Origin of the sequence: Pseudomonas sp. JBR1, assembly GCF_028198185.1 — a bacterium.
Lineage (GTDB): Bacteria > Pseudomonadota > Gammaproteobacteria > Pseudomonadales > Pseudomonadaceae > Chryseomonas > Chryseomonas oryzihabitans_E.
Genome location: NZ_CP116340.1, coordinates 160,885 through 187,460 on the forward strand (window position 1 = coordinate 160,885; position 26,576 = coordinate 187,460).

Consider the following 26,576-nt stretch of genomic DNA (forward strand, 5'->3'; position numbering starts at 1 on the left):
CTAATACCAGGCGCGGCAAAACATGCGCTCTGCCGTGAATACCTGCTGCCGGTCTGAGAACGCCGCCGTTGCATTCGCGTCGGGTGTTGTCGGGCAGTGCCACAGACAGTTTTTTGCCGTGCCGTAGTCGGTCGTCAATTTGTTCCAAAGCGCTTTGCCGTGCAGGTGCACTCAGGGATGTTTTCGCGATCAAGCGCGCAGCAATCTCGTTGAGATTATGTCGGTGGCGATCCCGGGTAGGGATACCCAGAGATAGCCGGCATCACCCACCGTCAAAACCTGGCCGATCCGGTGCACCATTGTCACCGAGACTTTCGGACTCTTCTCTCTAAAGAGCAAAGCCACCCAGCTGACGTGGTGTACGTACTGCTTAACCGAGAGCACTGCCGGGACAAAGCGGTATAACCGCGGCCTGATGGTTCTGCCCAATGCAGAGCGGGAGCGCAAGCAGTCGCAAGTCTCATTGCGTGAGTGCGATACAACTGCTTGCGCGCAGGCACGTGTTTTCGATCGGACCACGAGACAATGCGGCGTTGTACATACAGTTATCTACTTGATCAAACTGACAAAATTGTCATCCTGTAGTACCCCTTCCTGACCGAACGATCAGGATAATTTGGCGAGGTCATCTTCTGGATCTCGAATCATGTCGCGCTTACTTTCTTCCCTAACCGTCGCGCTGCTGGGCGCTACCTTGCTCGGTCAGGCGCAGGCAGCCCTGCCGCAGCACCCCGATCTCGACCTGGATGCCGCGCATCGACTGGCGCAAGCCGCACCCTGCAGCGCGGCGCTCGCGGTGCTCGACCGCAGCGGCCAACTGATCCTCTTGCAGCGCGATACCCGCGTCGGGCCGCATAACGCCGAGGCGGCTCGCCGCAAGGCCTTCACCGCCCTGTCCACGCGCACCCCGTCCCAGGCGCTGGCCGAGCGCGCTCGGCAGAACCCGGACGCTGCCAATCTCGTCACCTTGCCCGAGTTGCTGCTGTTGGGTGGCGGCATCCCCCTCTATGAGGGCGACCAGTTGGTCGGCGCCCTGGGTATCGCCGGTGCCGGCGGTGGCGGGGCGGACGAACGTTGTGCACTGGCCGCTGCTGAACACCTCAACCTCACCTCCCATCCTTGAAGGAGATCTTCATGAAGACGTTCGTTCTGTTATCTGGCCTGGCCCTGTCCGGCCTTGCCGTTGCCGCCCCCAATCCCCTGAGCGTCCATGTGCTCAACCTTGAAGACGGCAAGCCGTCGGCGGGGGTGCACGTGACCCTGGAGCGCCAGGTGGGGCAGGGTTGGCAGCCGCTGGCGGAGGAGGTCACCAACGACCAGGGCCGGGTGCCGGCGCTGTTCCCCAAGGAGCGGACCTTCGAGAAGGGTGAATACCGCGTGGTCTTCAAGACCGGGGACTACTATCGCCAGCAGGGCCGTAGTGCCTTCTTCCCGGAAATCCCCGTGGTATTCGACGTCACCCAACCGGAGCAGCACTACCATATCCCGCTGCTGCTGAGTCCCTACGGCTTCAGTACCTATCGAGGTTCCTAGATCAGTTGAGGGGCGAGGTGCCTTGCCGGAGCTACCGCTGGGATAGGTGAGGCCTAGCCAGTGACGTGATGGAAGGGCATCCCCCCTGGTCAGCTTGCCGAGCTCCGCTTAGATGGGCACAACCCCTCGGCTGGCCGGGGGGACGACTCCTGCTGGTCGATCCCTTCGTGGTGTCTTGAACGAAAGGTGATGGCTTCTCCGGCGCCTCTACGAAGGCAGCACGGACCCGAGATCGCCCTGCGGTCTGGACGAGCATCTGCACAACCGTATCTTGCCCGGCCTCAAGGTCATGCAGGACGTCATGACCGCCTAAGGTCACCTGTCTCGCTGCAGCCGTATTCCTGCGCAACTCATCCCGCGCGCCGATCTGGCCTCCGTGGAGGCGGCCTGGCTGGGGCAGCGGACCCGTCAAGCCGGTTGACGACGAAGCTTCAGTATTCCTGCCGCGTCGGGCGGAAGAGGATTTCGTTGATATCCACGTCGTCCGGTTGGCTCAAGGCGTAGATGACTGCCCGGGCAAAGGCATCGGCGGGAATGGCGAGCTCATAGAGCTTGCGAACGTTTTCAGCGACGTCTGCTTCGGTGATGGAGTCGGGTAACTCCGTGGCAACCGCGCCGGGGGAAAGGATGGTGGTGCGCAGGCCATAGGGCTTGACCTCCTGGCGCAAGCCTTCGGAGATGATCCGTACGGCATGCTTGGTGGCCGAATAGACGGTGCTGCCGGCGCGGACCTTATGGCCGGCGACCGAGGCGACGTTGATGATGTGGCCGCTCTTCTGCGTTTGCATGGCCGGCAGTACCGCGGCGATGCCATAGAGCACGCCCTTGATGTTGACGTCGATCATCCGGTCCCAGTCTTCCAGACGCCGCCGGTCCAGTGGCGAATGCGGCATCAGCCCGGCGTTGTTGAGCATGACGTCGACACGACCATGGTGCTCCAACGCCAGATCGACCAGGGCCTGGACCTGCTCGGCCCGGGTCACGTCGGTGGCCTTGACCTCGACCTGGGCGCCCAAGGACCGCAGATCGGTTGCCAGAGCTTCCAAGCGTTCAAGTCGGCGCGCGCCCAGCACCAGGTGCGCGCCGTGTTGGGCCAGCATACGCGCGGTGGCTTCACCCAGACCGCTGCTGGCCCCCGTAATGACGACGACCTTGTCTCGGATGTTGTCGCTCATGGAAAGCTGCTCCTGAAGGCTGTTGAAAGTCATCAGACTTCATACCCTACTCAAGGTGCATGGGCTGATGCGGCTGTTCTCCACTGGGCTTCGCTTACGCAGGTCTACGGCAAGCCCTCAGGCGCCAAGACATTCTGTCGAAATTTCAGAGCGGCCAGTCCGCAGTCAGCGCCAACCAAGGGTAAGACCCCAGACCACCACATAGCGCGTGGCCTTGGCGAGGGTCACCACCAGTAGAAAGCGCCACAGCGGTTCGCGCATCACCCCGGCCACCAGGGTGAGGGGATCGCCGATCACCGGCGTCCAGCTGAGCAGCAGCGACCACCAGCCCCAGCGCTGATAGGCCGCCTGGATGCGGGCGAGCCGTTGCGGCGACACCGGAAACCAGCGGCGCTGGCGAAAGCGTTCGAGGTGGGTGCCCAGCCACCAGTTCAGCGTCGAACCCGCGACATTGCCCAGCGTCGCGGCCAGCAGCAGGAGCGCCGTGGCATAGCGCTCGGTGAGCAGCAGCCCGGCCAGGGCCGCTTCCGACTGCAGGGGCAGCAGGGTGGCCGCGCCAAAGGCGAGGGTGGCCAGGCCTAGGTAGACGCTCAGGGCTTCCAGAATGAAGCTCCCGCAAGGAAAGCCATTAAGGGTCTGTCTCGGGTCGGGACGAAGCCGCCGAGCATAGCGCGAGTAGCAGCGCTATGCCGCCTCACGACCCTGAGCCCCGGTGTTCAATCCAGCCTGGCGATCCAGTCCGCGACCGAATCGCCGCTGCTCATGTCCGGCTGCACCAGGCCATCGATCATGAAGGTCGGCGAGACATGGATGCCGTTCTGCCGGGCGTACTTGCAGTGCCACTTGATGGCGTGCTGCAGGTCCGGCTTGGCGAAGGCGTCGGCCAGGGCCAGGCCGCTGTAACGCTCCAGGCGCGCGATGATGTCGTTGGGTGTGGCCTCACGGTTGGGCCCGGTGGCGTGATCCTTGAACTCGAACTCCTCGCGGTGGGCGGCTACCGCCGCCAAGACCGCCTTTGCACTCTCCTTGCCACCTTCCAGGGTAGCGGCGGCCAGGACGCAGCGCACCACCACCCCGGAGAACAGGTGCCAGGGCTGGGATTGCAGGCGGATCTTCAGGGTGATCCGCTCAGGGCCGGCCAGGGCCAGCAGGTCGTCGAGCTTGTTGAAGGCCTTGACCGAGAAGGGACAGGTAGGCTCAAGAAAGACTTCGACGGTGCGGGGGCCATGACCCCAGCTGAGCGTGTCTGCGTACATCATGAAACTCCAACCGAATTGAGCGAAGCGATCAGGTTGTGACCGCGCGTTGTCCCGGGCGTTTTCCAGGATTCAGGACGGCGCGGGACGCCTCAGGGAATCAGCCGTCGCCTGCGCATGTCTTCCAGATGCGCGAGCAAGACCTCGTCGGACCTCAGGATCATCTGCCCAAAACCCGCTTGCCGCGCCTTGGTCACGTCGAAAATGGCGTCCTTCTCGACATGCAAGATGAAATCGCCAAAGGCGCCGGGTGCGATCCGTTCGGGATTGGCCTCGGCCAGTCCTTCGCGCTGTGCCAGCGCCTGCCAGACCGGCTTCAGCGCGGTCAGGCGCTGGGCCAGGGAGATAGGTTGCGGCTCGCCCACGTCCAGACCGAACCAGTCGGCCAGCTTCGGCCAGACGTGACTCCAGCGGAAGACGTCGCCATTGGTGAGATTGTAGGCGCCGTCGCGCTCTTCTTCCGCTGCCCAGACCGCCGCCTCGCCCAAGAGCGGCGCGGCGGTGACGTTGACCAGGGCGCCGCGGTAGGCCTGCTCCGTTCCCGGAAACTGCATGGCCGTGCCGGTCTCGCGACAGAGCGCGCCATAGAGGCCGATGAGATTGCCCAGATTCATTGCCGATCCCAGCGAATGGCCGATGACGATGTCGGGCCTCAGCGCCGTCCAGCGAATGCCATCAGCTTCGAGACTGCGGACGAAGTCTTCGTGGCGGAAGTAGAGGTTGGGCGGGAAGTGACGACTGTCGTCCTCGCGGGCCGGCGTCTTGTAGACCCCCAGGTGAGCGCCGTAGATCTTGCCGCCCTGGACGAAGGTGATGCGGTCCAGGGGCGCTCCGGCGCTACGCACCGCGCCCACCAGGTTCTCCAGCATGGCAGCGTTTTCGTCCGCCTCCACGCCTGGATCGGGGTTCGGCTTGAGGGCGCTGTAGAAGAGATGGGTCACGCCGGCCAGGTCGGCCTTGGCCGCTGCTAGGCTATCCCGGTCCAGCAGGTCGGCGGTCAGATGGGGAAAGCGGCTTGGGCCTTGTTTCGAGCGGCCAACGGTGGTGATGGACCAGCCGGCCTTGGCGAAGGCCTCCAGCACGGCTTGGCCGATGATGCCGCTGGCGCCGGCGATGAGCAGCTGTCTTCCGGTCATGGGGTCTCCCGATAAGGTCTGGTGAAAGATGAAGGGAAGACCCTGGTGCCTGATGCTTTGTCCCCGTGGCGGGCCGGACGGTAGGCGAGCGAAAACCAATGTCCTGCTCGCGCAGGCACGGCTACTGTGGCAATAACGCCTGCGGCTTTGGAGAACCTCCCTTGATCAGCCCATCCGGCACAGCTGCCATTCTCGACTCCCTGCTCGGCGAACTCGTCGCCGCCCTCGAACTGCCTGCCTCCCTGGCGTCGGCCCTGCAGGTTCAGGGTAGCGGCAGTCTCGCCTCCTGCTTTCCGGTCAGCGACCTGGCCACGGCGGCGATCGGTGTCGCCGGATTGGCCATCGCCGACCTGCTGGCCGAGAGAGGACCCGCGGTCCCGGTAGAGGTGGATCGTCATCTCGCCGCGGCCTGGTTCAAGACAACCTTGCGCCCCCTGGGCTGGGAATTGCCGGGCGTCTGGGACCCGGTCACCGGTGATTACCGCACCCGTGACGGCTGGTTGCGGTTGCACGCCAACGCGCCGCATCACCGGGAGCGCGCCCTGGCCGTGCTGGGTTGCACCAACAGCCATGACGCCGTCGCGCGGGCCATGGCCGATTGGCCTGGCGAAGCCCTGGAAACGGCCATCGTCGCGGCGGGTGGCTGCGCGGCCAAGCTCCGCACCCAGGCCGATTGGCAGGCGCATCCGCAGGGGCAAGCCGTCCGCGCCGAACCCCTGATCGCTCAGGAATGGACGGCTGCCGATACAGCGCTGGATTGGCAGCTGGATCCGCAGCGTCCCTTGCAGGGCATTCGGGTCCTCGACCTGACCCGGATCCTCGCCGGGCCCATCGCCACGCGATTGCTGGCTGGACTGGGCGCCGAGGTGCTACGGATCGATCCGCCTGGCTGGGACGAGCCGGCCCAGGCGCCCGAAGTCACCCTCGGCAAGCGCTGCGCACGGCTGGATCTCGGGCGACCTGCCGATCGCCAGCGCTTCGCGGCGCTGCTGGCCGAGGCGGACATCCTGGTTCACGGCTATCGCGCCGATGCGCTGGAACGGCTGGGTTACGGAGGGGCGCAGCGACGCGCGCTCAATCCCGGCCTGATCGATGTGTCCCTCTGCGCCTATGGCTAGAGCGGTCCCTGGGCGCTACGGCGGGGCTTCGACAGCCTGGTGCAGATGTCTTGTGGCATCGCGGCGGCCGGCAGTGAGTGGCGGCAGGCGGAGCAGCCGGTGCCCCTACCGGTCCAGGCGCTCGATCATGCCACTGGCTATCTGATGGCCGCCGCGGCCATTCGGGGACTGGCGCGGCGTCAGCGGGAGGGGCGCGCGTTGACGGCGCGCCTGTCACTGGCGCGTACCGCCTGGCTGCTGACCGAGCGACCGGGCGCGTGCGGCGGTCCCGCTTACCACGGGCCGGAGGAAGGGGATTACCGCAAGGAACAGGAACCTACCGCCTGGGGATCGGCGTTGCGCTTGCGAGCGCCGCTCCGGATTGGCGGGGTCGAGCTGCAGTGGCGGCGCCCCGCGACGCGACTCGGATCCGCCACGGCGGACTGGAGCCGCTAGGGGGCAGCAGACACCTGCTGCACCCTCTGGTGGGATCAGTCCAGGTCGCTGGCCGAATGCCGCTCGGCCACTTGCTCGCCGGCCTCACCCCAGGTGCGATTGACCCGGCGACCACGCTGCACCGCCGGCCGGGCGGCGATGGCCTGCGCCCAGCGCTGGACGTGGGTGTAGTCCTGTACCGCAAGGAATTCCGCGGCGTTGTACAACTGGCCCAGCACCAGGTTGCCGTACCAGCTCCAGATGGCGATGTCGGCGATGCCGTATTCCTCGCCAGCCACATAGCTGCGCTCGGCCAGCAGACGGTCGAGCACATCGAGTTGGCGCTTGGCTTCCATGGCGTAGCGGTTGATGGGGTATTCGAGCTTTTCCGGCGCATAGGCATAGAAATGCCCGAAGCCACCGCCCAGGAAGGGCGCGGAGCCCATCTGCCAGAACAGCCAGTTCAGCGTCTCGGTGCGACCGGCGTGATCCTTCGGGATGAAGGCGCCAAAGCTGTCGGCGAGATAGAGCAGGATGGCACCGGATTCGAAGACGCGCAGCGGCTCGGCGCCCCGACGATCCACCAGGGCCGGGATCTTGGAGTTGGGATTGATCTCCACGAAGCCGCTGGAAAACTGATCGCCCTCACTGATACGGATCAGCCAGGCGTCGTACTCGGCGTCGGTATGTCCGAGCGCCAGCAGCTCTTCCAGCAGGATCGTCACCTTCATCCCATTGGGCGTGCCCAGGGAATACAGCTGGAAGGGGTGCTCGCCGACCGGCAGTTCCTGGTCGTGGGTCGGGCCGGCAATGGGGCGGTTGATGCTGGCGAAGTTGCCGCCGGAGGTGGTGGGAGTCCAGACGCGTGGGGGAGTGTAGGAATCGGTCATGGTGGCACTGTCCTCTGTCGGCACGGATTGGTAGTTCGATCATAACCGAACTTTGCGCTTGGTCTGTCAATGGTCTCAAGCGCGTAACAGACCAGGTCCAGCAGCGCAGGCAGACACGGTAGATCAGTGATCCATGCAGACGCCGCCTGCCAGCGCACGGCAGCCGATCAGGCGTTCTGTTCGGTCAGTCGCTGCACGGTAAGGCTACGGTACTGGCGCGGGGTCATGCCCTTGAGCTGGTGGAAGCGGCGGTTGAAGTTGGAGATGTTGTTGAAGCCCGCCTCGAAGCAGATGTCGGTGACCGGCATGCGACTGTGGGAGAGCATCTCGCAGGCCTTGCTGATGCGCAGGCTGTTGACGAATTCGACGAAGGTACGACCGGTGGCCTGGCGGAAGAAGCGCGAAAAATAGGTCGGCGTCATGCCCAGGTGCTCGGCCACTTCCTCCTGGGTGAAGTCGCGCTGGTAGTGATCGAAGATGAAGTTAAGGGCACGGTTGGTGCGATCCACCGCCTGTTCGCTGGCAGTGGCCGGCTCGACGCTGCCGGAGAGCAGCTGATAGCGCTCCGAGGTGGCCAGCGCCTCCATCAGCACCAGGAAATGACCGAGGCGGGTCGCACCGCCACTGTCGGCGATCTGTTGCAGTAACACCTCGGCACGGGCGATCAACTGCGAATCGTGGAATTCGATACCGTAGCGCGCCCGCTCCAGCAGGGGGGCCAGACCGCTCAACTCGGGAAACACCGCCGTGGCGTTGTCCACCGTCTCGTTGGTGAAGTTGACCAGCATGTCGCGCTTGGCCACCACCTCGCCCTCGGCGATTCGGCTGATCCAGTTGTGTGGCAGGTGGGGGCCGGTCAGAAACAGGCTGCCCGGATAGAAGTTGCCGATGTAGTCGCCGATGAAGGCCGTGCCTGAACTGGCCACGATCAGGTGCAGCTCGTATTCCTTGTGGAAATGCCAGCGCACCAGCGGACAGGGAAAGCCATGCTCCCGGTAGATCACCGAGTGACCGCTCAGGTCCTCCATCAACTCGTAGGAGGGATTGCTCTTGCGCAGGGACTGACTCATGGGGCGACCCATCGCTCACGTTGGTCCTGATCCTGGCCCTGTTCGCCGCGCGGCGCAACCCCGTCTCAGGCGGGCCGCAGCACCACCGCGGCGCGCAGCTTGCCGCGGCCGAAGCGACTCATCTTGTCGAACTCGGCGTGGGAGACGGGAATGTGCTGACAGTCCAGCTCCCGGCGGTGCTGGCTGTGGTCGACATCGGGATCGTGCAGGTAGACGAAGTCCTCGTCGCAGTCGGTGACCAGCACCCAGTGTGGCCCCTTGGCCTTGGTCAGCCGGAAGGAGCTGATCAGCACAAGGGGAAAGGCGCCTTCGGCGACCCAGCCAGCCACGTCCAGGCGGGTACGGTAGAGACGCTCGATGGGCGACTGCTTGACCTCGGCGCTGAAGTCTTCATGCACCAGGCGCATGACTTCCTTCTTCTCTTCGCTGCGGACCCCGTCGAGAAACAGCGGGCCTCGGGTGTTGACCTGCAAGGTCACGCGGAAGCCGCGTCGCTGGGCGGCCAGGGCCAGGCCATGGGGGCCGCAACCACCATGGCCCGCGGTCATGTAGATGGTCGTGGCTTCACGCCATAGCCGCAGTTCCTCGCGCCGCTCCAATGGCCGGCCCGGCTGCAGCGCGCCCATGGCCATCAGCAGGCAGGACGGGCCACAGGTGAAGTCGGTGGTCTGGCGATAGAAGGGCACGGGGCGCGCCTGGCCTTCGCGTGGCTGGCGGATACGCTTTTCGAAGCGCAGCGCCTGGCTGTGGTCTTCGTAGTAGTCCTCCACCGTGGCGAAGGGTAGATAGCCATTGCGCTCATAAAGGGCGATGGCGGCGGCGTTGTCCGGTCGTACTTCCAGGCGCAGATAGGCGCAGTCGCGCTCCACCGCCTCGTCTTCGGCGGCGTCGAGCAGGCGCTGACCCAGACGATGGCCACGGGCCGCCGGATCGACGGCGATGGAGTAGAGACGCGCCAGCGAGGTGTTCTGGTGAAACAGCACCAGGGCGTAGCCGGCCACCTGGCGGTCGTTTTCCGCCAGGATGAGCACGGCGTTCGCCCGGGTGAGCATCCAGTGGAAATTGCGCCGGGAAAGGCGGTCATAGCTGAAGCAGCGGGCCTCCAGATCGACCAGTGCCGCCAGATCGTCCAGCCCGGCGGGCCTGAGCATGAAACTCATCGCGAAGGATTCTCCTGGAGCAGAGCGGGCAGCCTGGCATGGTTAAGCAACGGTTAATAGCGCCCGCGTTACAACAGTTGGAGTGGTCTGGCGGCATCCGGGTTTCCGCCGCCACCACGCCCCGTATCGAGGAGGTCCAGTGAGCAAGCTGTATATCGTCGTGGAACGCAAGGAAGACTGGTCATCCTACTATCCCAGCGAAGACGTCATCACCGCCCAGGAATACCTGGAGCAGTCCAACGAACAGGACAATGGCAAGCGGGTCCAGGTCATCAACCTCTGCCGCAGCCAGAAGTACCTCGGCCACGGCTACTACTGCTCGCTGCTCGCCGAAGCCCGGGGGCACAAGGTCATCCCCTCGGTGCGTACCATCAGCGAACTGGCGCGCAAGTCGCTTTATGGCCTGGCGCTGGAGGACCTGGACAAGCTGCTGACCAAGGCACTGGCCGGCCATCCCTATGGCAGCGCCGACGGCTTCACCCTCACGCTCTATTTCGGCAATACCGACATCGCCCCCTTGCAGGATTTGGCGCGTCAGGTATTCGAGGCCTTTCCCTGTCCGCTGCTGCTGGTGGAATTTCGCCGCGACCGCGCCGGTTGGCACATCGGCGGACTCAAGCTGGGCAGCATCCACAAGCTGCACGAACAGCAGGAAGATCACTTCGCCAACGCCCTCGACGGCTTCAGTCGCCGCGTCTGGCTAAAGCCCGGCCGCCGGGAGAAGTACCGATTCGACCTCGCCATCCTGCATGACCCCAAGGAAGCCTTTCCGCCCTCCGATGCCAAGGCGCTGAAGAACTTCGTGCGCGTCGGCAAGCACCTGGGCATGGACGTGGAGCTGATCGAAAAGAAGGACTATGCGCGACTGGGTGAATTCGACGCCCTGTTCATTCGCGAGACCACCGCCATCGATCACCACACCTATCGCTTCGCCAAGAAGGCCGAAAGCGAGGGCCTGGTCGTGATGGACGATCCGCGCTCGATCCTCAGATGCACCAACAAGGTCTATCTGGCCGACCTCCTGCGCGCTCACAAGCTGGACATGCCCGCCACCGAGATCCTCTACAAGGACAATCCCGGGCAGCTCGAAGGGCTCGGCGAGCGCCTGGGCTTTCCGCTGGTGCTGAAGATTCCCGATGGCTCCTTTTCCCGGGGTGTCATCAAGGTCGAGGACCCGGCGCAGCTGCGCAAGGCCAGTGCCGAATTGTTCGAGCGTTCGGTGCTACTGCTGGCCCAGGAATTCTTCTACACCGAATACGACTGGCGCATCGGCGTGCTCAACCAGGAGCCGATCTTTGCCTGCCAGTACTTCATGTCCAAGGGCCACTGGCAGATCTACGACCACAGCGCCAGCGCCACCGAGGTCAGCGGCGATTTCCGTACCCTGGCGGTGCAGGACGCGCCCCACGCGGTGGTCGAATTGGCGGTACGTACCGCCAACCTGATCGGCGACGGTCTCTATGGCGTGGACCTGAAACAGGCGGGCGACAAGCTGGCGGTGATCGAGGTGAACGACAACCCCAACATCGATTGCGGGGTGGAGGACCTGGTGCTCAAGGACGATCTCTATGCCCTGGTCCTGGAGGAATTCATCCGGCGGCTGGAGTCGCAACGCGGTGGACAGCCCTGGTAACGCGCCAAGGTCGCGGTACCGTAGGTTGGGCTGAGCGTAGCGAAGCCCAACAGTCCAGGCTGACTCCGCTAGGTTGGGCTCAGACGATAGAGCCGCCTCAGCCCAACCTACAGAAACGGACTCAGGCGCCGTGGCACTTCTTGAATTTCTTCTCGCTGCCGCAGGGGCAGGGATCGTTGCGACCCACTTCCTTCAGCGGATTGCGCACCGGCTCCTGGGCATGGCCATGGTTGCAGTGCGGGCCGTGCACATGGTTGGCATGGCCGTGATCGTGGTCATGGTCGTGATTGCAATCGGGACCGTGGACGTGCTGGTTCATCTCATAACTCCGGGATGTAGGCGCCAGGCACGAACTGCCCCTGGCGAGAAAAATGGACACTGCGGCCGAACAGCCAGCCGGTCTTCACCCGGCCGCGCAGGCGGTAGTTGATCGGCTCGTTGGGGTTCTCCAGCATGCGACCGACGTCCTTCACGTAGCGCCACAGGTTGGTCTGTACCGGTACGGAGAAGCTGCGCCGACCATTGGCTGGCACCGACGAGTGCAGGTTGGTGACGCCCTGGGACAGCAGCAGGTCGTTCAGGTAGACCGTATAGGCCAGGCTGCGTACGGGCAGGGTGCTGTCGTTGGGGTTCTGGACGCGGAAGTGCAGCACGAAGTCCTGGCTCCAGAGCCGGGCGCGGATCAGCTCGACACCGGTCAGCTCGACCTGGGGTTCTTCGTAGTTGTGCCCGATGTAGGTACAACCGCCAAGGCTGCTCAGCAAGACGCCGAGCAGGGTGATGAACAAGGCCTGGCGAAGCATGCGGCACTCCCGTTTTCTGCGCAGTTTAACAAGCACCGATTGCTGCACAAGTCGGGGCCGCTTGGCACAGGCTAACAAAAAAACGGCGGGGCCAGTCGACCACGCAGACTGGACCGGCCCGACGTGACGTTGCATCCTGCATCCCTTGCCGTGACCGAGGAGGTCGTCATGTCCGCCGTTCTCTATGAAATCGCCTTCCACGGCGAGCTGATCGCCGGCGCCGATGCGCAGCAGACCCGGCAGAATCTGATGCGACTGTTTCAGGCGGATGAACAGCGCATCGCCGTGCTTTTCTCCGGTCGCCGCATGATCATCAAGAATCGCCTGGATGCGGCGACGGCCGAGCGCTATCGCGCCACCTTGGCCCAGGCCGGGGCGCTGGTCGAGGTCGCGCCCATGGCCGAGCCGGTCGAGCCGGCGGCGGCGCCAACCGAGACCCGGGCAGAGCCAGCACCGGCACCTGTACCCCTGTCCTCGCCATCCTCTGCCGAGCGTGGGTCACTGTCAGTCGCGCCCCGGGATGCGGTGATGGCTGCCTTCGTCGATGTCCAGGCGCCGGATTTCGGGCTGGCGCCGGTGGGCGCCGATCTCCAGGATCACAACGCGCCGGTGGCACCCCCGCAGGTTGACCTCTCGCACCTGAGTCTGGCCCCGGTGGGTAGCGATCTGGCTCCAGCATCCGCAGCGCTGCCCGTGGCGGTTCCGGACACGGATCACCTCACGCTTGCCCGGGAAGAGCCCTAGTCGGTCTACAGGAAACCGGCACAGCACTTCTTGAACTTGGCTCCACTGCCGCACAGGCAGGCATCATTGCGCCCCGGCAGGGGACGCACGGTCGGGTCGAGAAAGTACCAGCGGCCCTCGCGCTGGACGAAGCCCGAGCGCTCTTCATGACGATGGGCCCCGCGCCCATCCTCCCAGCGTGCGACGAAGCTGACCCGGGCATGCTGCGCATCGCCTGGCTCGGGGCGATGCTCCAGCACCTGCAAACCCTGCCAGCGACTGCCCAGGCTCCAGGCCGCCAGGGCCTCCCGGTCCAGCTGTTGCTGCTGCGCGGGCGCCGTGGTGGAAACCAGGTAGTCGATCAGCCCCAGCACGTAGGCGCTGTAGCGCGAGCGCATCAGCCGTTCGGCATCGGGCGCCGGAAGGCCTTCATGGAACGGACCGCAACAGTCGCCGAGCGGGCGGTCCGAGCCACAGGGGCATGTGGCCATGGATTGCATCTCACCACCAGTACTTGCCGAAATTCTGCGGATTGGCCCAGAACCGGGCATTGAGCCAGTCCGGGACCTGCTTGTAGTCGTGCAGATCATAGCTGAACAGGGTGACCACCTGGCCTTCGCGGGCGAAGCGTTCGCTGGCCTGCAGGGCGAGGGCGTAGAAATCCGTCGCCTGCCAGTCGCTGGCGGCCAGGTCCACCAGCACGGCCAGCCGCGAGGTGTTGAAATTGCGCAGGCCGCCGAGCAATTCGCGGCCTTGGCGCAATGGCAGGTGTTCGAGGCAGTCGGCAACGATCACCAGATCGTAGCGTTCGGCCAGCAGCGTAGGGTCCTCGTGCGGTGCCGAGGCGTGCAGCAGCTGGCACTGAGGGTGGGCGTCCACATAGGCTTGCAACGCCGGCAGGGGTTCGCGTGCCACGCACAGCAGGCGCGTGGGTCGATGGTGCTCGAGCAAGCTTGCCAGAGCCTCTTGCGGGGTACGGGACGAGAATATCTTTGCCATTAAGGGAACCCTAATCAAATCGCGATTGACTAAGCAACCAGCGTTGTCAAGATGTGTACGCCACCATTAGTCTGACAGCGCAATACAACGAAAGACGAGCCTAACTCGCGGCACCAGGTCTATAGGAGACCCTTCATGAGCAAGAGCATCGCAAGGACAGCTTTACCCCTCATCCTGGCAAGCACCGTGCTGGCCGGTTGCGCGGGCGGCGTACAGAAATCCGATTGGCCGGTGTGCGCTGCGGTAGGCGCGCTGGTCGGCGGCGCGGCAGGTGCTACTCAGAGCGGTAACGTCGCCGGCATGGCGGCCCTGGGTATCGGCACCACCGCTGGCGCCTATTGCTGGGTGCATGGCAAGGGTAACGAGCAGGTCGCTCGCATGGAGCCCGCTCCGGCTCCGGCGCCCGCGCCGGCCCCCGCGCCGGCACCGCTGCCCAAGCAGGAAGTGATCACCGCGCGTGACCTGCACTTCGCCTTCGACTCCGCTGAAGTCAGTCCGCAGGACCGTGCCCAGCTCGATGGTATCGCCGGCCGTCTGCGTGGCGAAGCCGCCAGCACCCGTCTGTCGATCACCGGTCACACCGACAGCAAGGGTACCGATGCCTACAACCAGCGTCTGTCCGAGCGTCGTGCCAAGTCGGTCAGCAACTACCTGATCCAGGCCGGTGTGCCAGCGGCCAGCGTCGTGTCCGTGAAGGGCATGGGCGAGCGTCAGCCGATCGCGACCAACGAGACCGCTGAAGGCCGTGCCACCAACCGTCGCGTCGAAATCCAGATCGACCGCGAGTGATGCAGGGGCGGCGGACCTCGGTCCGCCGCCTTTACTTTTTCCGGCGATAGGCGTTATGGTCCGATCCATCTCGTCCTCCTGCTGGAATCCATGAAAACCCTGTCCCTTACCGGCAAAGTTCTTCTTCTGCTGTTCTGGCTCGCCGCAGCCGCTGCCCTCGCTCTGCCTCTCGCTCGTCCCTTCCCCGAATTGCTCGCGCTGGTCGCCCTGGCCCTGCTGCTGCTGCACCTGGGTGAAGTCTTCGCCAGCCGTCGTGCCTTGCGTCTGCGTCGCCACCCCTGGCTCGACCGCGTGAGCCTGTTGATCTTTGGCGCCTTTCATCGCCTGCCCCCACAGCTGCCGAGCGCCTGATCGGCCTGCGACCACAACGTTGGGCGCATCCTGACGACAGGCGCGTTATCATAGCGCCCAAGATCCATTACTGTAGATGCATACAGCGCTCGTCCGCCGGACGTGGCGCTGCTTTGCCATCGCCCGGAACCAGGCATGCTCAGCACTGAACTCAAGACCCAGATCCAGGGCGCCTACACGCGTTTCCTCGAAGCCAAGTCGCTCAAGCCACGCTATGGCCAGCGCCTGATGATCGCGGAAACCGCCAAGGGCCTGGGCGCCATCACCCAGGACGGGGAGGGCCACCGCGAAGGTGAGCCGGCCGTGGTGGCGGTGGAGGCGGGCACGGGTACCGGCAAGACCGTGGCCTATGCCCTGGCCGCCATCCCCGCGGCCAAGGCTGCCGGCAAGCGTCTGGTGATCGCCACGGCGACGGTGGCGCTGCAGGAGCAGATCGTGCACAAGGACCTGCCGGACATCCTGCGCAACAGCGGGCTGTCCTTCAGTTTCGCCTTGGCCAAGGGGCGCGGGCGCTATCTCTGCCTGTCCAAGCTGGACATGCTGCTGCAGGAAGGCCAGGCACAGAACGCCACCGCCCAGCTGTTCGCCGAGGACGGCTTCAAGATCGATGTGGACGAGTCGTCCAACGAACTGTTCGGCAAGATGATCGAGCGCCTGGCCGGCAATCGCTGGGATGGTGACCGCGACAGCTGGCCGGAAGCCATCGAAGACGTGCAGTGGTCGCGCATCACCACCGACCACAGCCAGTGCACCAATCGCCACTGCCCGAATTTCCAGCAGTGCGCCTTCTACCGGGCGCGTGAGGGCATGACCAAGGTCGATGTCATCGTCACCAACCATGACCTGGTGCTGGCCGACCTGGCCCTGGGTGGCGGCGCCATCCTGCCCGATCCGCGCGACACCCTCTATGTGTTCGACGAAGGCCACCACCTACCGGACAAGGCCATCGGTCACTTCGCCCATTTCACCCGGATGAGATCCACCGCCGAGTGGCTGGAGCAGATCGCCAAGAATCTCACCAAGCTCCTCGCCCAACACCCCTTGCCCGGCGATCTCGGCCGGCTGGTGGAGCAGGTGCCGGAGCTGGCACGGGAGATCAAGACCCAGCAGCAGTTCATGTTCACCGCCTGCGAGGCCCTGGCGGATTTCCGCGCCGGCGAGGACATGGAAGGCCGGGAACGGCCGCGCCATCGCTTCGTCGGCGGGGTCATTCCCGAAGACCTGCGGGAAATGGGCATCGAGCTCAAGAAAGGCTTCGCCAAGCTCACCGACCTGTTCACCCGCCTGACCGAGATGCTCAAGCAGGCCATGGACGGCGAGTCCAGCATCGGCCTCGCCAGCTACCAGGCCGAGGAGTGGTATCCGCTGTTTGGCAGCCTGCTGGCCCGCGCCCAGGGCAACTGGGAGCTGTGGACGGCCTTCACCTGCGAAGACCCGGAAGACAGCCCGCCCATGGCGCGCTGGATGACCCTGGCCGAAACGGGATCGCTCTACGACATCGAGGTCAACGCCAGCCCCATCCTGGCTGCCGAGATGCTGCGTCGCCATCTATGGAACGTGGCCTTCGGCGCCCTGGTGACCTCCGCGACCCTGACCGCGCTCGGCACCTTCGACCGCTTCCGCATGAGATCCGGCCTGCCGCGCTCGGCGGCCACCGCCGTGGTCCCCAGCCCGTTCCGCCACGCCGAAGCCGGGGTGCTGCGGGTGCCGGATCTGAAGGCGGATCCGCGCAATGCCGCCGAGCACACCGCCGCCATCGTCCGCGAATTGCCAGCCATGCTCGAAGGTGCCCGTGGCGCCCTGGTGCTGTTTTCCTCGCGGCGGCAGATGCAGGACGTCTTCGACGGCCTGGAGCGGGACTGGCGCAAGCGGGTGCTGATCCAGGGCAACCTGTCCAAGCAGGAGACCCTCAACAAGCACAAGAAGCGCGTCGATGACGGCGAAGCTAGCGTGCTGTTCGGTCTGGCCAGCTTTGCGGAAGGGGTCGACCTGCCCGGTGCCTACTGCGAGCACGTGGTCATCGCCAAGATCCCCTTCGCCGTGCCGGACGATCCGGTGGAAGCCGCCCTGGCCGAGTGGATCGAGGCGCGCGGCGGCAATCCGTTCATGGAGATCGCCGTGCCCGACGCCTCCCTGCGCCTGATCCAGGCCTGCGGCCGGTTGCTGCGTACCGAGCAGGACAGCGGCACCATCTCGCTGCTGGATCGCCGCCTGGTGACCCAGCGCTACGGCAAGGCCATCCTCAATGCGCTACCGCCGTTTCGGCGGGAGATTCAGTAATTGGCGGCCTTGGTTACGCCAATTCGTAGGTTGGGCTGAGACGGTTCCATCGTCGAAGCCCAACAGATCCGGCGCCGAGGCAACAGCTGTTGGGCTTCGCTGCGCTCAACCCGACCTACCGCGACCTTTGGCAATGGCCGTATCAGCGAACCGTCTGACCACGGCGCCAGAGCATCACCAGTAAGGAAAACCCATGACCGTTCACGGCTATCACGACCTGAGATTCGAATCCGTCCGCGAGGCCTTCGCCGAGTTGCTGGCCGCCGGCCAGACCCGCGGCGCGGCGCTGTGCGTCCAGGTCGGCGGTGAAACGGTGCTGGATCTCTGGGGCGGGATGGCGGACAAGGACGGCCAGACGCCGTGGCACACCGACACCCTGCTCAATCTGTTCTCCTGCACCAAGGCCTTCACCACGGTGGCGGCGTTGCAGTTGGTCGAGGAGGGCAAGCTGGCCCTCGATGCCCCGGTCGCCGAACGCTGGCCGGCATTCGCTGCGGCCGGCAAGGCCGACATCACCCTGCGGCAATTGCTCAGCCACCGCTCCGGCGTCTCCGCCTTGCGCGAACGCCTGGCGGGTGACGCCCTGTACGACTGGGACACCATGACCGCCGCGGTCGCCGCCGAGGCACCCTGGTGGACGCCCGGCACCGCCCATGGCTATGCCCCTATCACCTTTGGCTGGCTGCTGGGTGAACTGATCCGTCGCGCCGACGGCCGTGGCCCGGGCGAGGCCATCGTGGCCCGGACCGCCGAGCGCCTGGGTCTGGATTTCCACATCGGTCTGCCGACGAGCGAAGACGAGCGCGTCGCCCATATCGTACGCGGCAAGGGGGTGCTGGGTGATGCCGCCGCGCAGCGTCTGCTCAAGACCACCATGAGCGATCCGGGCGCCTTGCCGACCCTGGCCTTCGGCAATCCATCCGGCGTGCTCACCAGCACCAACAAGGCCGAGTGGCGCCGCTTCGAGCAGCCGGCCGCCAACGGCCATGGCCATGCACGCAGCCTGGCGGGCTTCTATGCCGGTCTGCTGGCCGGCGATCTGCTGGAGTGGGAAACCCTGAGCGAGGCCCTGCGCGAGCACAGTCAGGGCGAAGACCGTACGCTCTTGACGCCGACCCGCTTCGGCCTGGGCTTCATGCTCGATCAACCGGACCAAGCCAACGCCACCTATGGCCTTGGGCCTCAGGCCTTCGGCCATCCGGGGGCGGGCGGTTCGACCGGCTTCGCCGACCCGGAGCGCGAGGTGGCCTTCGGCTTCGTCACCAACACCCTGGGGCCCTATGTGTTGATGGACCCGCGCGCCCAGGCCCTGGCGCGCGCGGTGGGGGAGTGCCTCTGACGCCGTCTCGACAGGCGGCTAGCGGGCGATGGCCGCCTCGATATCGCGGAATTCAATCACCCGGACGTAGGGCGCGATTTCGCCACTGATGGAAAAGTGCGCGCCGATCACCGTGACCTCGACGCCCTCGTTTTCCACCAGGTACTGGACGACCTCATGGAAGTCGCCATCGCCGGCCACCAGGTAGAGCTTTTTCCAGCCGCGTTTCGCATGGGAGCGCATCAGGTTGAACGCAAGGCCGACATCGACCCCCTTCTGGCTCTTGGTCGTGTACTGCTCGCCCGTTACCGGATGCAGGATCGGCCCGCCACCCACGGACGCAGGCCATTCGTGAGCCTTGGTCTGCAGCCAGTAGAGCTTGACCCTCAGTCCGGCGCCCTTGGGCGGGGCCGAGCTCAGGAACTTGTTGAAGCCGGTCTGGGCGATGGTGGGTGGGTCGCTATCGCAGTTGAAGTAGTAGGCGTCACCTATGGGTTCGCCCGCATCCTGCTCGATGAAAAGACGTAGTTTTAGATAGTCGAATTTGGCGCCGGATACAGAGCCGTTCCAGGCGCTCAGTGCATAGGCGCCGTCGACGAACCACGCCACGCCCGTTCGAGTTGTAGTTGGCATCGTATTGCTGGGACCAGGCCTGTTACCGTTGATGGGCGCACACCCGCACGCGGGATGCGCGGCGCCTATTGTGGGCTTAATTCCCTGTTTGTGCCTCAGGTAACGACAAGAGAATCCAAACGCCGTGATCTAGAGCGATCGCTCGGGCGGGAAAGCGGCCCTGGACGCTGGGGGGCGAGCGGATTTACGTCGCCCTGGCTTCACGACCGTCGTTGGCGTGCGCGGCATCGACGATCAAGGCGTTCTGCAACAGACGGATTCGCGGTGCCACATGGTAGGCGCCGTCATCGTTATGGCGCAGGTAGAGGCGTTGGCAGCCAAGACACTGCCATACCGTGCTCTGGTTGTAGGGATAGAACCGGGGAGCGATGGGCGCGTCATTCGACCAGTAGTGGGTGGCGCCTGGGTGATATTCCTCGATGATCGACTCCTCGGGCGCATGACGCGCCAGGGTGCCGATCTGCGCGAAGTCCGTTTCCCGGTAGCCCACCGGCCAGGCAGTCCACCCCGCCAGATCCCGCTGCACGCAGCGGCAGTCCTGCGTGATGGCTGCGGCCCTTACGGCCAGGTCCTTGAGCGTCGCGACATCGATGAATCCGTCCATGAACAAGCCTCCTGCTGGCCTGGCAGCCCTGCCGCGAAGCGGACCTTCGCCGACGATTGATCCCGCCATCATCACCCTGGCGTTCAGGGAACTCAATTAGCGCTATCGACAAGGGGGCGTTGGCTCTCTTCGTACGTGCTGACGAGACGAAGCGCCACGCGGATTTCCCCTGGGTCGCGGTCCCGACTACAGTTGTCTGACTAATCCAACAATACCAACAAGGAATGCCCGATGTCCGCTCCGTTCTTCCGCACCACCCTCGCCGCCGTTCTTACCTGCTGTATCGCCTTGCCTGCCAGCGCCGCCCTCGACGAACGCATCCAGTCCGCGGCAGAGCAGGCCAAGGCACCGACCCTCACCTTGCTGGAGCGACTGGTAAACATCGATTCGGGCTCCGGGTATGAGCCCGGGCTGACCGAAGTCGGCACCCTCTTGACCACCGAACTGAAAAAGCTCGGCGCCGCCGTGCAACAGGTGCCCAACACCGCGCCGGACAAGAGCCAGCATCTGGTGGCGACCTTCAAGGGTACCGGCAAGGCCAAGATCCTCTTGCTGGCGCACATGGATACCGTATTCAAGGAAGGCACGGCCAAGGCCCGGCCATACCGTACCGACGAAAAGCGTGCCTATGGCCCGGGTGTGTCCGATGACAAGGGCGGCATCGTGGTCGCCCTGGCGGCCCTGGACATCCTCAAGAGCCTCGACTTCAAGGACTATGGGCAGATCACCCTGCTGCTGGATGCCAGCGAGGAAACCGGCTCTCAGGCCGCCACCGACCTGATTGCCAAGACCGCCAAGCAGCATGACGTGACGCTGAACCTGGAGCCGGGGCGTCCGGGCGACGGCCTGGTGATATGGCGCAAGGGCAGCGCCACCGCCGTGGTGGAGGTCAAGGGCAGGTCGTCCCACGCGGGGGTCGCCCCGGAATTGGGACGCAACGCCGCCACCGAGGTGGCGCACCAGGTATTGCAGCTGGGCAACCTGGGCGACGCGGAGAAGAAGACCTCCGTCAACTTCACCGTGATCAATGCCGGTGAGCGCATCAACGTGATTCCTGACCACGCCATCGCCAAGGCTGACGTGCGCGCTGCCTTGCCGGAGGAATTCGACCGGGTCGAGCGGGACCTGGCACGGATCGCCGCCACCAAGCAGGTCGCCGACACTGAAGTGACCACCCGCCTGGAGCGCGGCCTGCCGCCGATGCCTCAGACTCCGGCAAGCGACAAGCTCCTGGCCATGGCCCAGGGCATCTACGGAGAGCTGGGTCGTACCCTGACCGTCGAAGGCAGCGGCGGCGCGGCGGATGCCAGCATCGCGGCGGGCGCCGGGGTTCCCACCCTGGACGGTTTCGGCATCGTCGGTGGCAAGCTGCATACCCCCGAGGAGTATGTCGAGCTGGACAGCGTCACGCCGCGCATCTATCTGCTCACGCGGATGCTGGTGGAACTGTCGAAGGCGCAGTGACGGCGCCCCAGGCATTGCCTCTCGCAAGACCGGTGCCTGTGGCACCGGTTTCCCCACCTCTGTAACCAGGCAGCGGCTGCCGCCAGGGATCGTGCGCTAGCCCTTCGCACCTGCCGTCAAATCCTGATCTCGTGCAGAAATCAGCTCAGCCGTGAGCGACTGTCGACGACCTGCGCCTGGCAGTCGGCGGTCGTGACGTGCGTGGGATGGCCGGCCGACGGCAAGGCGCCGGTAGCCGATGGAGGCCCGGCAATCCTGCCATTGGTCGGCATACAGGTAAATTTCGTGACTCCACCGCTTTGCCCCGCGTAGGTTTGCGGCCACAATCTCGAAACTACTTTAAGTTCACTCGCGCCGCCGGCTCTGGCCGGGGCGTTGGATTCACTCTGTCCTCCGGCTTGCCGATGGGAAACTTTGCATGAAGCTGATCAAATCCACCACCCTCATTCTCTGCATGGGCGTGTCCGCCTGCAGTTCCTTCCAGGGCCAGGGCGACCAGGCCGCCGCGCCTGCCAAGCCGGGCAATGCCCAGGCCAGCACTGCCGCCAGTGGCGCGCACTGGTGGTGGCCCTTCGGCGGCAGTGAAAAACCCGCCGAGCCGGTGAAGCCGGTCGCCAAGGCCGCCGAGCCCAAGGCCGAGGTCAAGGTTGCGGCCAAGGCGCCGGCGGCCAAGCCGGAGCAGACCGCTGCGGGAGAGAAGGGTGGTCACTGGTGGTGGCCCTTCGGTAGCGAAGAGGCCAAGCCGATGGCCAAGGCCGAGGCCCTCAAGCCAGTACCCGTCAAGGTCAGCAAGGCCTGGCTGGACGATCATGAGCAGAAGCTGCGCGTCGCCGTGGCCGGCAGCAACGTCAAGATCGAACGTCGTGACGATGCCCTGGTGCTGGTGGCACCGGTCGACAGCTCCTTCAACCCGGATCGCGCGGAGATGCTGCTGCCGGTGATGCTCGGCCCGCTGTCCCGCTCGGCCAAGTCGGTGAGCGTTGACCAAGATAGCGCCGTCATCGTACTCGGCTTCAGCGACAGCACTGGCACTGCCGCGCTCAACGACAAGATCAGCCTGCAGCGGGCCCAGGCCGTGGCGGCGATCTTCCGTCTCAGCGGCTACACCGGCAATCGCCTCATCGTGCGTGGCCTGGCTGCGGCCCACCCGCGTGCCGACAACACCACCGCCGCCGGCCGCGCCGTCAATCGCCGGGTCGAGGTGCTCATCCAGCCGCGCGCGACCGTGCTGGCCAGCCTGCAGTCCCTGGCTACCCGCTAGGTCGGCAAAGCTTGTCCTGAAGCAGGCGAGCGGGGCGGGACTTGGTTAAGCTAGGTCGATACCGACCTAGCAGGAGACCTCCATGTCACCGTCCCTCGCCGATATGCGTCGCGACTACACCCGCGACGGCCTGACCGAAGCCCAGGCACCCGCTGATCCCTATGCCCTCTTCGGGCAGTGGTTCGAAGAGGCGGTGCGCACCGAGCAGCCGCCCGTCGAAGCCAATGCCTGCTGGCTCGCCACCGTCGATAGCGAAGGGCAACCCCATTGCCGCGTGTTGCTGCTCAAGGGCGTCGATGCCCAGGGCTTCGTCTTCTATACCAACTACGGCAGCGCCAAGGGCCAGCAACTGGCGGCTCAGCCGCGGGCGGCCATGACCTTCTTCTGGCCGGCGCTGGAGCGTCAGGTGCGGATCGAGGGGCTGGTGGAGCAGGTCTCCGCCGAGGAGTCCGATGCCTACTACCGGGTCCGCCCGCTGGGCAGTCGCCTCGGCGCCTGGGCTTCGCCGCAGAGCCAGGTCATCGCCAATCGCTATGAGCTGGAGCAGCGCTTGACCGAGGTGCAGCAGCGGTTCGTCGACGGTGAACCCAGTCGCCCGCCGTTCTGGGGTGGTTATCGCCTCAAGCCGCAGCGCATCGAATTCTGGCAGGGGCGCTCCAGTCGCCTGCATGATCGCCTGGACTACCAGCGCACCGAAGACGGGTGGCAGCGCCAGCGACTGGCGCCGTAGGACGGTCGCCTCGCGAACGGGCAGCAAGCGGATACGCGCTGCGCGCCGCCGCTGCGGTACCAGCGGTACTCAGGGATTCCGGGCATTGCCCAGGCCTGCCGGGATGGACGCGCAGCCGTTTTGCTGGCCATTCTTAAGGCGTTCGCAAGGTACCGTCGTTACAGTCGCCGGAAACCTCCCCGGATGCCCTGGGTCAAGGATAATAGCGATCCGTATCTTGAGGTCCGCCCACTGCGGCCCCCTGTCTTTCATCTGCCTTTGGAGTTGCCTCATGAACAGAGTCCTACAACTCGCCGCTTCCCTGACCGCCGTCGCCCTGCTGGCAGGCTGCGCATCCGATCAGTCCGGCGACGTCTATTCGCGCGATGAGGCCAGGCAGGTACAGACCGTCCGCACCGGTACCATCACCGCGCTGCGCCCGGTCACCATCGAAGGCACCAAGTCGCCCATCGGTGCCGGTGCTGGCGCCGTGGTAGGCGGCATTGGCGGCAGTGCCATCGGCGGCGGGCGTGGCAGTTTCGTGACCGCCATCATCGGTGCGGTCGCCGGCGGTCTGCTGGGCTCGGCCACCGAAGAGGGCTTCACCAAGGCCAATGGCGTCGAGATCACCGTGAAGGAAGACGACGGCGGCTCGCGTGCCTATGTGCAGGCGGTCAACAAGGGCGAGATCTTCCGCGTCGGCGAGCGGGTGCGCATCCTGACCGTGAACGGCACCAGCCGCGTCGCGCCCAACTGATCGGCCTGACGTACCTTCGGGTACGTCCATGCCCTTCCAGAGCGGGTGTCCGAATCGCTAGACTGCGAATCGGACACCCGTTTGCGTTTTCGCCCGTAAATAGTTGTCGCCTGGGCGCAATGCCGCGCTCGGAGGTCGTCCTACAATCCCCCTCAGTCACCGCCGTGATCGGCAGGAGAAACCCCGATGTCCGCTTCTCAACCCAACGTGCAACGCGCCGCCTTCGATGAGGTGATGGTCCCGACCTACGCCCCTGCCGCGTTCATTCCGGTGCGAGGAGAGGGCTCCCGCGTCTGGGACCAGGCCGATCGCGAGTACGTGGATTTCGCCGGCGGCATCGCCGTCAGCGCCCTGGGCCATGGCCATCCGGCGCTGATCAACGCCCTGACCGAGCAGGCCGGCAAGCTCTGGCACGTCTCCAACATCTACACCAACGAGCCCGCCCTGCGTCTGGCGCGCAAGCTGGTGGATCACACCTTCGCCGACCGGGTGTTCTTCGCCAACTCCGGCGCCGAAGCCAACGAGGCGGCCTGCAAGCTGGCCCGGCGCTATGGCCATGACGTCAGCGGCGGCAGCCGCTACGAGATCGTCGCCGCCACCAACAGCTTCCACGGCCGTACCCTGTTCACCGTCAGCGTCGGTGGCCAGCCCAAGTATTCCGATGGTTTCGGTCCCAAGATCGAAGGCATCCGCCATGTGCCCTTCAACGACCTGGCCGCTCTCGAAGCCGTGGTGTCGGACAAGACCTGCGCCGTCATCCTCGAACCCATCCAGGGCGAGGGCGGCGTGCTGCCGGCCGACCAGGCCTACCTCGAAGGCGCCCGCCGCCTGTGCGACGCCCAGGGCGCGCTGTTGATCTTCGACGAGGTGCAGAGCGGCGTCGGTCGTAGCGGTCATCTCTATGCCTACCAGCACTATGGCGTGGTGCCGGACATCCTCACCACCGCCAAGAGCATCGGCGGTGGCTTCCCGCTGGCGGCCATGCTGACCACCGACAAGGTCGCCCAGCATTTCAGCGCGGGCGTGCATGGCAGCACCTACGGCGGCAATCCGCTGGGCTGCGCCGTGGGCGCTGCGCTGCTGGACATCGTCGCCACGCCGGAAACCCTGGCTGGCGTAGCCTCTCGCCATCAGCGCTTTGTCGCCGGTCTGGAGCAGCTCAACGCCCGCTATAGCCTGTTCGAGCAGGTTCGCGGCCTGGGTCTGCTGATCGGCGCGGTGCTCAACGACAGCTGGAAGGGGCGTGCCAAGGACATCGTCACCGCCGCCAACGAGGAAGGCCTGATGATCCTCCAGGCCGGCCCGGACGTGCTGCGCATGGCACCAAGCCTGATCATCCCCGAGGCGGACATCGACGAAGGCCTGGCCCGCCTGGATCGCGCCCTGGCGCGCCTCACCCAAGGCTAATCTCCGGACGCGGGACGCGTACCGCTGTCATCCAGGGATGGATCCGTACACAAGGAGTTCTCATGCTGGTAATGCGCCCTGCGCGCGCGGCGGATCTGCCCCTGGTCCAGCGGCTCGCCGCGGATAGCCCGGTTGGCGTCACCTCGCTGCCCGACAACCCCGAACGGTTGCGCGACAAGATCCGCACCTCGGAGTCGTCGCTGGCGGCCGAGGTGGGCTTTCATGGCGAGGAGAGCTATTTCTTCGTGCTCGAAGACACCACCAGCGGCGAGCTGCTGGGCTGTTCGGCCATCGTCGCCTCGGCGGGCTTCTCCGAACCCTTCTACAGCTTTCGCAACGAGACCTTCATCCATGCCTCGCGCGAGCTGAAGATCCACAACAAGGTGCATGTGCTGTCGCTCTGTCACGACCTGACCGGCAACAGCGTGCTGAGCAGCTTCTATGTCCAGCGCCCGCTGCTCGACACCCCCCACGCCGAACTCAACTCCCGTGCCCGGCTGCTGTTCATGGCCGCCCACCCGGCGCGTTTCGCCGAGACGGTGGTGGTGGAGATCGTCGGCCTGGCGGACGATGACGGCGAATCGCCGTTCTGGAACGGGGTAGGGCGTAACTTCTTCGACCTGGACTACACCACCGCCGAGCGGCTGTCCGGGCAGAGGAGCCGCACCTTTCTCGCCGAGTTGATGCCGACCTATCCGCTCTATGTGCCCCTGCTGCCCGACAGTGCTCAGGAAGCCATGGGCCAGGTGCACCCGCGCGCGCAGATCACCTTCGACATCCTCAGTCGCGAAGGCTTCGAGACCGACAACTACATCGACATCTTCGATGGCGGCCCGACCTTGCACGCCCGCACCACGGCCATCCGGTCCATCGCCGAGAGCCGTCTCGCACCGGTGAGCGAGGGCGCAGCGGCGCCCGAGGACGCGCCCTGGTTCCTGATCGCCAACGATGGCCTGGAGAATTTCCGGGCGCTGGCCACGCCACTGCGCTGGACTCCCGGTGAGTCCGTCGTCCTTTCCCCCGAGCAGATCGCCACCCTGGAGATCGCCGAAGGCGACCGGGTTCGTCTGGTAGCGCTGTAGCCGACCCTAGC

Annotated in this window: 27 protein-coding genes and 1 pseudogene; 15 read left to right on the forward strand and 13 right to left on the reverse strand. The window is 65.3% G+C overall.

Annotated elements, in window-relative coordinates:
* Positions 1–646: 646 nt before the first annotated feature.
* Together PJ259_RS00775 and uraH are read left to right on the forward strand one after the other, a co-directional pair.
* Positions 647–1,123, forward strand: coding sequence for a GlcG/HbpS family heme-binding protein (locus PJ259_RS00775; protein WP_271654373.1), 477 nt, complete (start codon positions 647–649; stop codon positions 1,121–1,123).
* Between the two features lie 11 nt (positions 1,124–1,134).
* The gene (gene uraH / locus PJ259_RS00780; RefSeq protein WP_271654374.1) at positions 1,135–1,533 is read left to right on the forward strand and encodes a hydroxyisourate hydrolase; all 399 of its coding nucleotides are present in this window, start codon (positions 1,135–1,137) and stop codon (positions 1,531–1,533) included.
* A gap of 431 nt (positions 1,534–1,964) precedes the next feature.
* On the opposite strand, the gene PJ259_RS00785 is transcribed toward uraH, so the two are convergent.
* The 4 genes from PJ259_RS00785 to PJ259_RS00800 all read right to left on the reverse strand — a co-directional run bounded on the left by PJ259_RS00785 (position 1,965) and on the right by PJ259_RS00800 (position 5,100).
* Positions 1,965–2,708, reverse strand: coding sequence for an SDR family oxidoreductase (locus PJ259_RS00785; protein WP_271654375.1), 744 nt, complete (start codon positions 2,706–2,708; stop codon positions 1,965–1,967).
* 165 nt (positions 2,709–2,873) lie between these two features.
* Positions 2,874–3,311 (reverse strand): YqaA family protein, encoded by a 438-nt coding sequence (locus tag PJ259_RS00790; protein WP_271655814.1) that lies wholly within the window; start codon positions 3,309–3,311, stop codon positions 2,874–2,876.
* A gap of 113 nt (positions 3,312–3,424) precedes the next feature.
* Entirely contained in the window at positions 3,425–3,964 is a 540-nt protein-coding gene (locus tag PJ259_RS00795) for a DsbA family protein (protein ID WP_271655815.1), read from the reverse strand.
* A 92-nt stretch (positions 3,965–4,056) separates the two neighbouring features.
* Positions 4,057–5,100: an SDR family oxidoreductase gene (locus PJ259_RS00800; protein WP_271654376.1), complete on the reverse strand. Its 1,044-nt coding sequence runs from the start codon at positions 5,098–5,100 to the stop codon at positions 4,057–4,059.
* 161 nt (positions 5,101–5,261) lie between these two features.
* Here PJ259_RS00800 and PJ259_RS00805 point away from each other — a divergent pair.
* A pseudogene (locus PJ259_RS00805) lies at positions 5,262–6,653 on the forward strand (CoA transferase).
* 35 nt (positions 6,654–6,688) lie between these two features.
* On the opposite strand, the gene yghU reads toward PJ259_RS00805, so the two are convergent.
* From yghU to PJ259_RS00820, 3 genes are all read right to left on the reverse strand, one after another.
* The gene (gene yghU / locus PJ259_RS00810) at positions 6,689–7,522 is read right to left on the reverse strand and encodes a glutathione-dependent disulfide-bond oxidoreductase (RefSeq protein ID WP_271654377.1); all 834 of its coding nucleotides are present in this window, start codon (positions 7,520–7,522) and stop codon (positions 6,689–6,691) included.
* Positions 7,523–7,689: 167 nt separating this feature from the next.
* Positions 7,690–8,592 carry an AraC family transcriptional regulator gene (locus PJ259_RS00815; protein WP_059314270.1) on the reverse strand — a complete coding sequence of 301 codons (903 nt, stop codon included), beginning with the start codon at positions 8,590–8,592 and terminating at the stop codon, positions 7,690–7,692.
* A 65-nt stretch (positions 8,593–8,657) separates the two neighbouring features.
* A complete protein-coding gene (locus PJ259_RS00820; RefSeq protein WP_271654378.1) occupies positions 8,658–9,752 on the reverse strand; it encodes a GNAT family N-acetyltransferase/peptidase C39 family protein in 1,095 nt (364 codons plus the stop codon).
* Positions 9,753–9,891: 139 nt separating this feature from the next.
* On the opposite strand from PJ259_RS00820, the gene PJ259_RS00825 reads away from it, so the two are divergent.
* Positions 9,892–11,385, forward strand: a complete 1,494-nt coding sequence (locus PJ259_RS00825; RefSeq protein WP_059314272.1) for a RimK family protein — start codon at positions 9,892–9,894, stop codon at positions 11,383–11,385.
* Positions 11,386–11,506: 121 nt separating this feature from the next.
* Here the strand turns inward: PJ259_RS00825 and PJ259_RS00830 are convergent, their stop codons facing one another.
* Entirely contained in the window at positions 11,507–11,704 is a 198-nt protein-coding gene (locus tag PJ259_RS00830; RefSeq protein ID WP_271654379.1) for an SEC-C metal-binding domain-containing protein, read from the reverse strand.
* Position 11,705: 1 nt separating this feature from the next.
* The gene (locus PJ259_RS00835) at positions 11,706–12,188 is read right to left on the reverse strand and encodes an LEA type 2 family protein (protein WP_059314273.1); all 483 of its coding nucleotides are present in this window, start codon (positions 12,186–12,188) and stop codon (positions 11,706–11,708) included.
* 168 nt (positions 12,189–12,356) lie between these two features.
* On the opposite strand from PJ259_RS00835, the gene PJ259_RS00840 reads away from it, so the two are divergent.
* Positions 12,357–12,932 (forward strand): hypothetical protein, encoded by a 576-nt coding sequence (locus tag PJ259_RS00840; protein WP_059314274.1) that lies wholly within the window; start codon positions 12,357–12,359, stop codon positions 12,930–12,932.
* Positions 12,933–12,937: 5 nt separating this feature from the next.
* On the opposite strand, the gene PJ259_RS00845 is transcribed toward PJ259_RS00840, so the two are convergent.
* Both PJ259_RS00845 and PJ259_RS00850 read right to left on the reverse strand, forming a co-directional pair.
* On the reverse strand, positions 12,938–13,402 hold the full coding sequence (locus PJ259_RS00845) for a YchJ family protein (protein WP_442964867.1): 465 nt from the start codon (positions 13,400–13,402) through the stop codon (positions 12,938–12,940).
* A 10-nt stretch (positions 13,403–13,412) separates the two neighbouring features.
* Entirely contained in the window at positions 13,413–13,910 is a 498-nt protein-coding gene (locus PJ259_RS00850) for a DUF6231 family protein (protein ID WP_059314276.1), read from the reverse strand.
* Between the two features lie 135 nt (positions 13,911–14,045).
* Here PJ259_RS00850 and PJ259_RS00855 point away from each other — a divergent pair, with 135 nt between their 5' ends.
* The 4 genes from PJ259_RS00855 (at position 14,046) to PJ259_RS00870 (ending at position 18,669) form a co-directional block, all read left to right on the forward strand.
* Positions 14,046–14,699: an OmpA family protein gene (locus PJ259_RS00855; protein WP_026083574.1), complete on the forward strand. Its 654-nt coding sequence runs from the start codon at positions 14,046–14,048 to the stop codon at positions 14,697–14,699.
* A gap of 90 nt (positions 14,700–14,789) precedes the next feature.
* The gene (locus tag PJ259_RS00860) at positions 14,790–15,050 is read left to right on the forward strand and encodes a DUF1145 domain-containing protein (protein ID WP_059314277.1); all 261 of its coding nucleotides are present in this window, start codon (positions 14,790–14,792) and stop codon (positions 15,048–15,050) included.
* A 135-nt stretch (positions 15,051–15,185) separates the two neighbouring features.
* Positions 15,186–17,330, forward strand: coding sequence for an ATP-dependent DNA helicase DinG (gene dinG, locus PJ259_RS00865; protein ID WP_271654381.1), 2,145 nt, complete (start codon positions 15,186–15,188; stop codon positions 17,328–17,330).
* A 193-nt stretch (positions 17,331–17,523) separates the two neighbouring features.
* On the forward strand, positions 17,524–18,669 hold the full coding sequence (locus tag PJ259_RS00870) for a serine hydrolase domain-containing protein (protein ID WP_271654382.1): 1,146 nt from the start codon (positions 17,524–17,526) through the stop codon (positions 18,667–18,669).
* An 18-nt stretch (positions 18,670–18,687) separates the two neighbouring features.
* Here PJ259_RS00870 and PJ259_RS00875 read toward each other — a convergent pair whose 3' ends face one another.
* Together PJ259_RS00875 and PJ259_RS00880 are read right to left on the reverse strand one after the other, a co-directional pair.
* Complete coding sequence (locus PJ259_RS00875) at positions 18,688–19,257, reverse strand: NYN domain-containing protein (RefSeq protein ID WP_174523131.1); 570 nt, start codon at positions 19,255–19,257, stop codon at positions 18,688–18,690.
* A 208-nt stretch (positions 19,258–19,465) separates the two neighbouring features.
* Positions 19,466–19,885 (reverse strand): hypothetical protein, encoded by a 420-nt coding sequence (locus PJ259_RS00880; protein WP_271654383.1) that lies wholly within the window; start codon positions 19,883–19,885, stop codon positions 19,466–19,468.
* 231 nt (positions 19,886–20,116) lie between these two features.
* On the opposite strand from PJ259_RS00880, the gene PJ259_RS00885 reads away from it, so the two are divergent.
* From PJ259_RS00885 to aruF, 6 genes are all read left to right on the forward strand, one after another.
* Positions 20,117–21,349: a glutamate carboxypeptidase gene (locus PJ259_RS00885; protein ID WP_271654384.1), complete on the forward strand. Its 1,233-nt coding sequence runs from the start codon at positions 20,117–20,119 to the stop codon at positions 21,347–21,349.
* A 418-nt stretch (positions 21,350–21,767) separates the two neighbouring features.
* Positions 21,768–22,610, forward strand: a complete 843-nt coding sequence (locus PJ259_RS00890; RefSeq protein WP_271654385.1) for an OmpA family protein — start codon at positions 21,768–21,770, stop codon at positions 22,608–22,610.
* Positions 22,611–22,692: 82 nt separating this feature from the next.
* Positions 22,693–23,340 (forward strand): pyridoxamine 5'-phosphate oxidase, encoded by a 648-nt coding sequence (gene pdxH / locus PJ259_RS00895; protein ID WP_271654386.1) that lies wholly within the window; start codon positions 22,693–22,695, stop codon positions 23,338–23,340.
* Between the two features lie 271 nt (positions 23,341–23,611).
* Positions 23,612–24,076, forward strand: a complete 465-nt coding sequence (locus PJ259_RS00900; RefSeq protein WP_017639693.1) for a glycine zipper 2TM domain-containing protein — start codon at positions 23,612–23,614, stop codon at positions 24,074–24,076.
* A gap of 186 nt (positions 24,077–24,262) precedes the next feature.
* Positions 24,263–25,483, forward strand: a complete 1,221-nt coding sequence (locus tag PJ259_RS00905) for an aspartate aminotransferase family protein (RefSeq protein ID WP_271654387.1) — start codon at positions 24,263–24,265, stop codon at positions 25,481–25,483.
* A 62-nt stretch (positions 25,484–25,545) separates the two neighbouring features.
* Entirely contained in the window at positions 25,546–26,565 is a 1,020-nt protein-coding gene (gene aruF, locus PJ259_RS00910) for an arginine/ornithine succinyltransferase subunit alpha (RefSeq protein WP_271654388.1), read from the forward strand.
* Positions 26,566–26,576 lie beyond the last annotated feature (11 nt).

What these genes read in the sequence shown, in the direction of transcription:
- PJ259_RS00775 (WP_271654373.1), top strand. Translation starts at nt 647, where the DNA reads ATGTCGCGCTTACTTTCTTCCCTAACCGTCGCGCTGCTGGGCGCTACC.
- uraH (WP_271654374.1), top strand. Translation starts at nt 1,135, where the DNA reads ATGAAGACGTTCGTTCTGTTATCTGGCCTGGCCCTGTCCGGCCTTGCC.
- PJ259_RS00785 (WP_271654375.1), bottom strand. Translation starts at nt 2,708, where the DNA reads ATGAGCGACAACATCCGAGACAAGGTCGTCGTCATTACGGGGGCCAGC.
- PJ259_RS00795 (WP_271655815.1), bottom strand. Translation starts at nt 3,964, where the DNA reads ATGTACGCAGACACGCTCAGCTGGGGTCATGGCCCCCGCACCGTCGAA.
- PJ259_RS00800 (WP_271654376.1), bottom strand. Translation starts at nt 5,100, where the DNA reads ATGACCGGAAGACAGCTGCTCATCGCCGGCGCCAGCGGCATCATCGGC.
- yghU (WP_271654377.1), bottom strand. Translation starts at nt 7,522, where the DNA reads ATGACCGATTCCTACACTCCCCCACGCGTCTGGACTCCCACCACCTCC.
- PJ259_RS00815 (WP_059314270.1), bottom strand. Translation starts at nt 8,592, where the DNA reads ATGAGTCAGTCCCTGCGCAAGAGCAATCCCTCCTACGAGTTGATGGAG.
- PJ259_RS00820 (WP_271654378.1), bottom strand. Translation starts at nt 9,752, where the DNA reads ATGAGTTTCATGCTCAGGCCCGCCGGGCTGGACGATCTGGCGGCACTG.
- PJ259_RS00830 (WP_271654379.1), bottom strand. Translation starts at nt 11,704, where the DNA reads ATGAACCAGCACGTCCACGGTCCCGATTGCAATCACGACCATGACCAC.
- PJ259_RS00835 (WP_059314273.1), bottom strand. Translation starts at nt 12,188, where the DNA reads ATGCTTCGCCAGGCCTTGTTCATCACCCTGCTCGGCGTCTTGCTGAGC.
- PJ259_RS00840 (WP_059314274.1), top strand. Translation starts at nt 12,357, where the DNA reads ATGTCCGCCGTTCTCTATGAAATCGCCTTCCACGGCGAGCTGATCGCC.
- PJ259_RS00845 (WP_442964867.1), bottom strand. Translation starts at nt 13,402, where the DNA reads ATGGCCACATGCCCCTGTGGCTCGGACCGCCCGCTCGGCGACTGTTGC.
- PJ259_RS00850 (WP_059314276.1), bottom strand. Translation starts at nt 13,910, where the DNA reads ATGGCAAAGATATTCTCGTCCCGTACCCCGCAAGAGGCTCTGGCAAGC.
- PJ259_RS00855 (WP_026083574.1), top strand. Translation starts at nt 14,046, where the DNA reads ATGAGCAAGAGCATCGCAAGGACAGCTTTACCCCTCATCCTGGCAAGC.
- PJ259_RS00860 (WP_059314277.1), top strand. Translation starts at nt 14,790, where the DNA reads ATGAAAACCCTGTCCCTTACCGGCAAAGTTCTTCTTCTGCTGTTCTGG.
- dinG (WP_271654381.1), top strand. Translation starts at nt 15,186, where the DNA reads ATGCTCAGCACTGAACTCAAGACCCAGATCCAGGGCGCCTACACGCGT.
- PJ259_RS00870 (WP_271654382.1), top strand. Translation starts at nt 17,524, where the DNA reads ATGACCGTTCACGGCTATCACGACCTGAGATTCGAATCCGTCCGCGAG.
- PJ259_RS00880 (WP_271654383.1), bottom strand. Translation starts at nt 19,885, where the DNA reads ATGGACGGATTCATCGATGTCGCGACGCTCAAGGACCTGGCCGTAAGG.
- PJ259_RS00885 (WP_271654384.1), top strand. Translation starts at nt 20,117, where the DNA reads ATGTCCGCTCCGTTCTTCCGCACCACCCTCGCCGCCGTTCTTACCTGC.
- PJ259_RS00890 (WP_271654385.1), top strand. Translation starts at nt 21,768, where the DNA reads ATGAAGCTGATCAAATCCACCACCCTCATTCTCTGCATGGGCGTGTCC.
- pdxH (WP_271654386.1), top strand. Translation starts at nt 22,693, where the DNA reads ATGTCACCGTCCCTCGCCGATATGCGTCGCGACTACACCCGCGACGGC.
- PJ259_RS00900 (WP_017639693.1), top strand. Translation starts at nt 23,612, where the DNA reads ATGAACAGAGTCCTACAACTCGCCGCTTCCCTGACCGCCGTCGCCCTG.
- PJ259_RS00905 (WP_271654387.1), top strand. Translation starts at nt 24,263, where the DNA reads ATGTCCGCTTCTCAACCCAACGTGCAACGCGCCGCCTTCGATGAGGTG.
- aruF (WP_271654388.1), top strand. Translation starts at nt 25,546, where the DNA reads ATGCTGGTAATGCGCCCTGCGCGCGCGGCGGATCTGCCCCTGGTCCAG.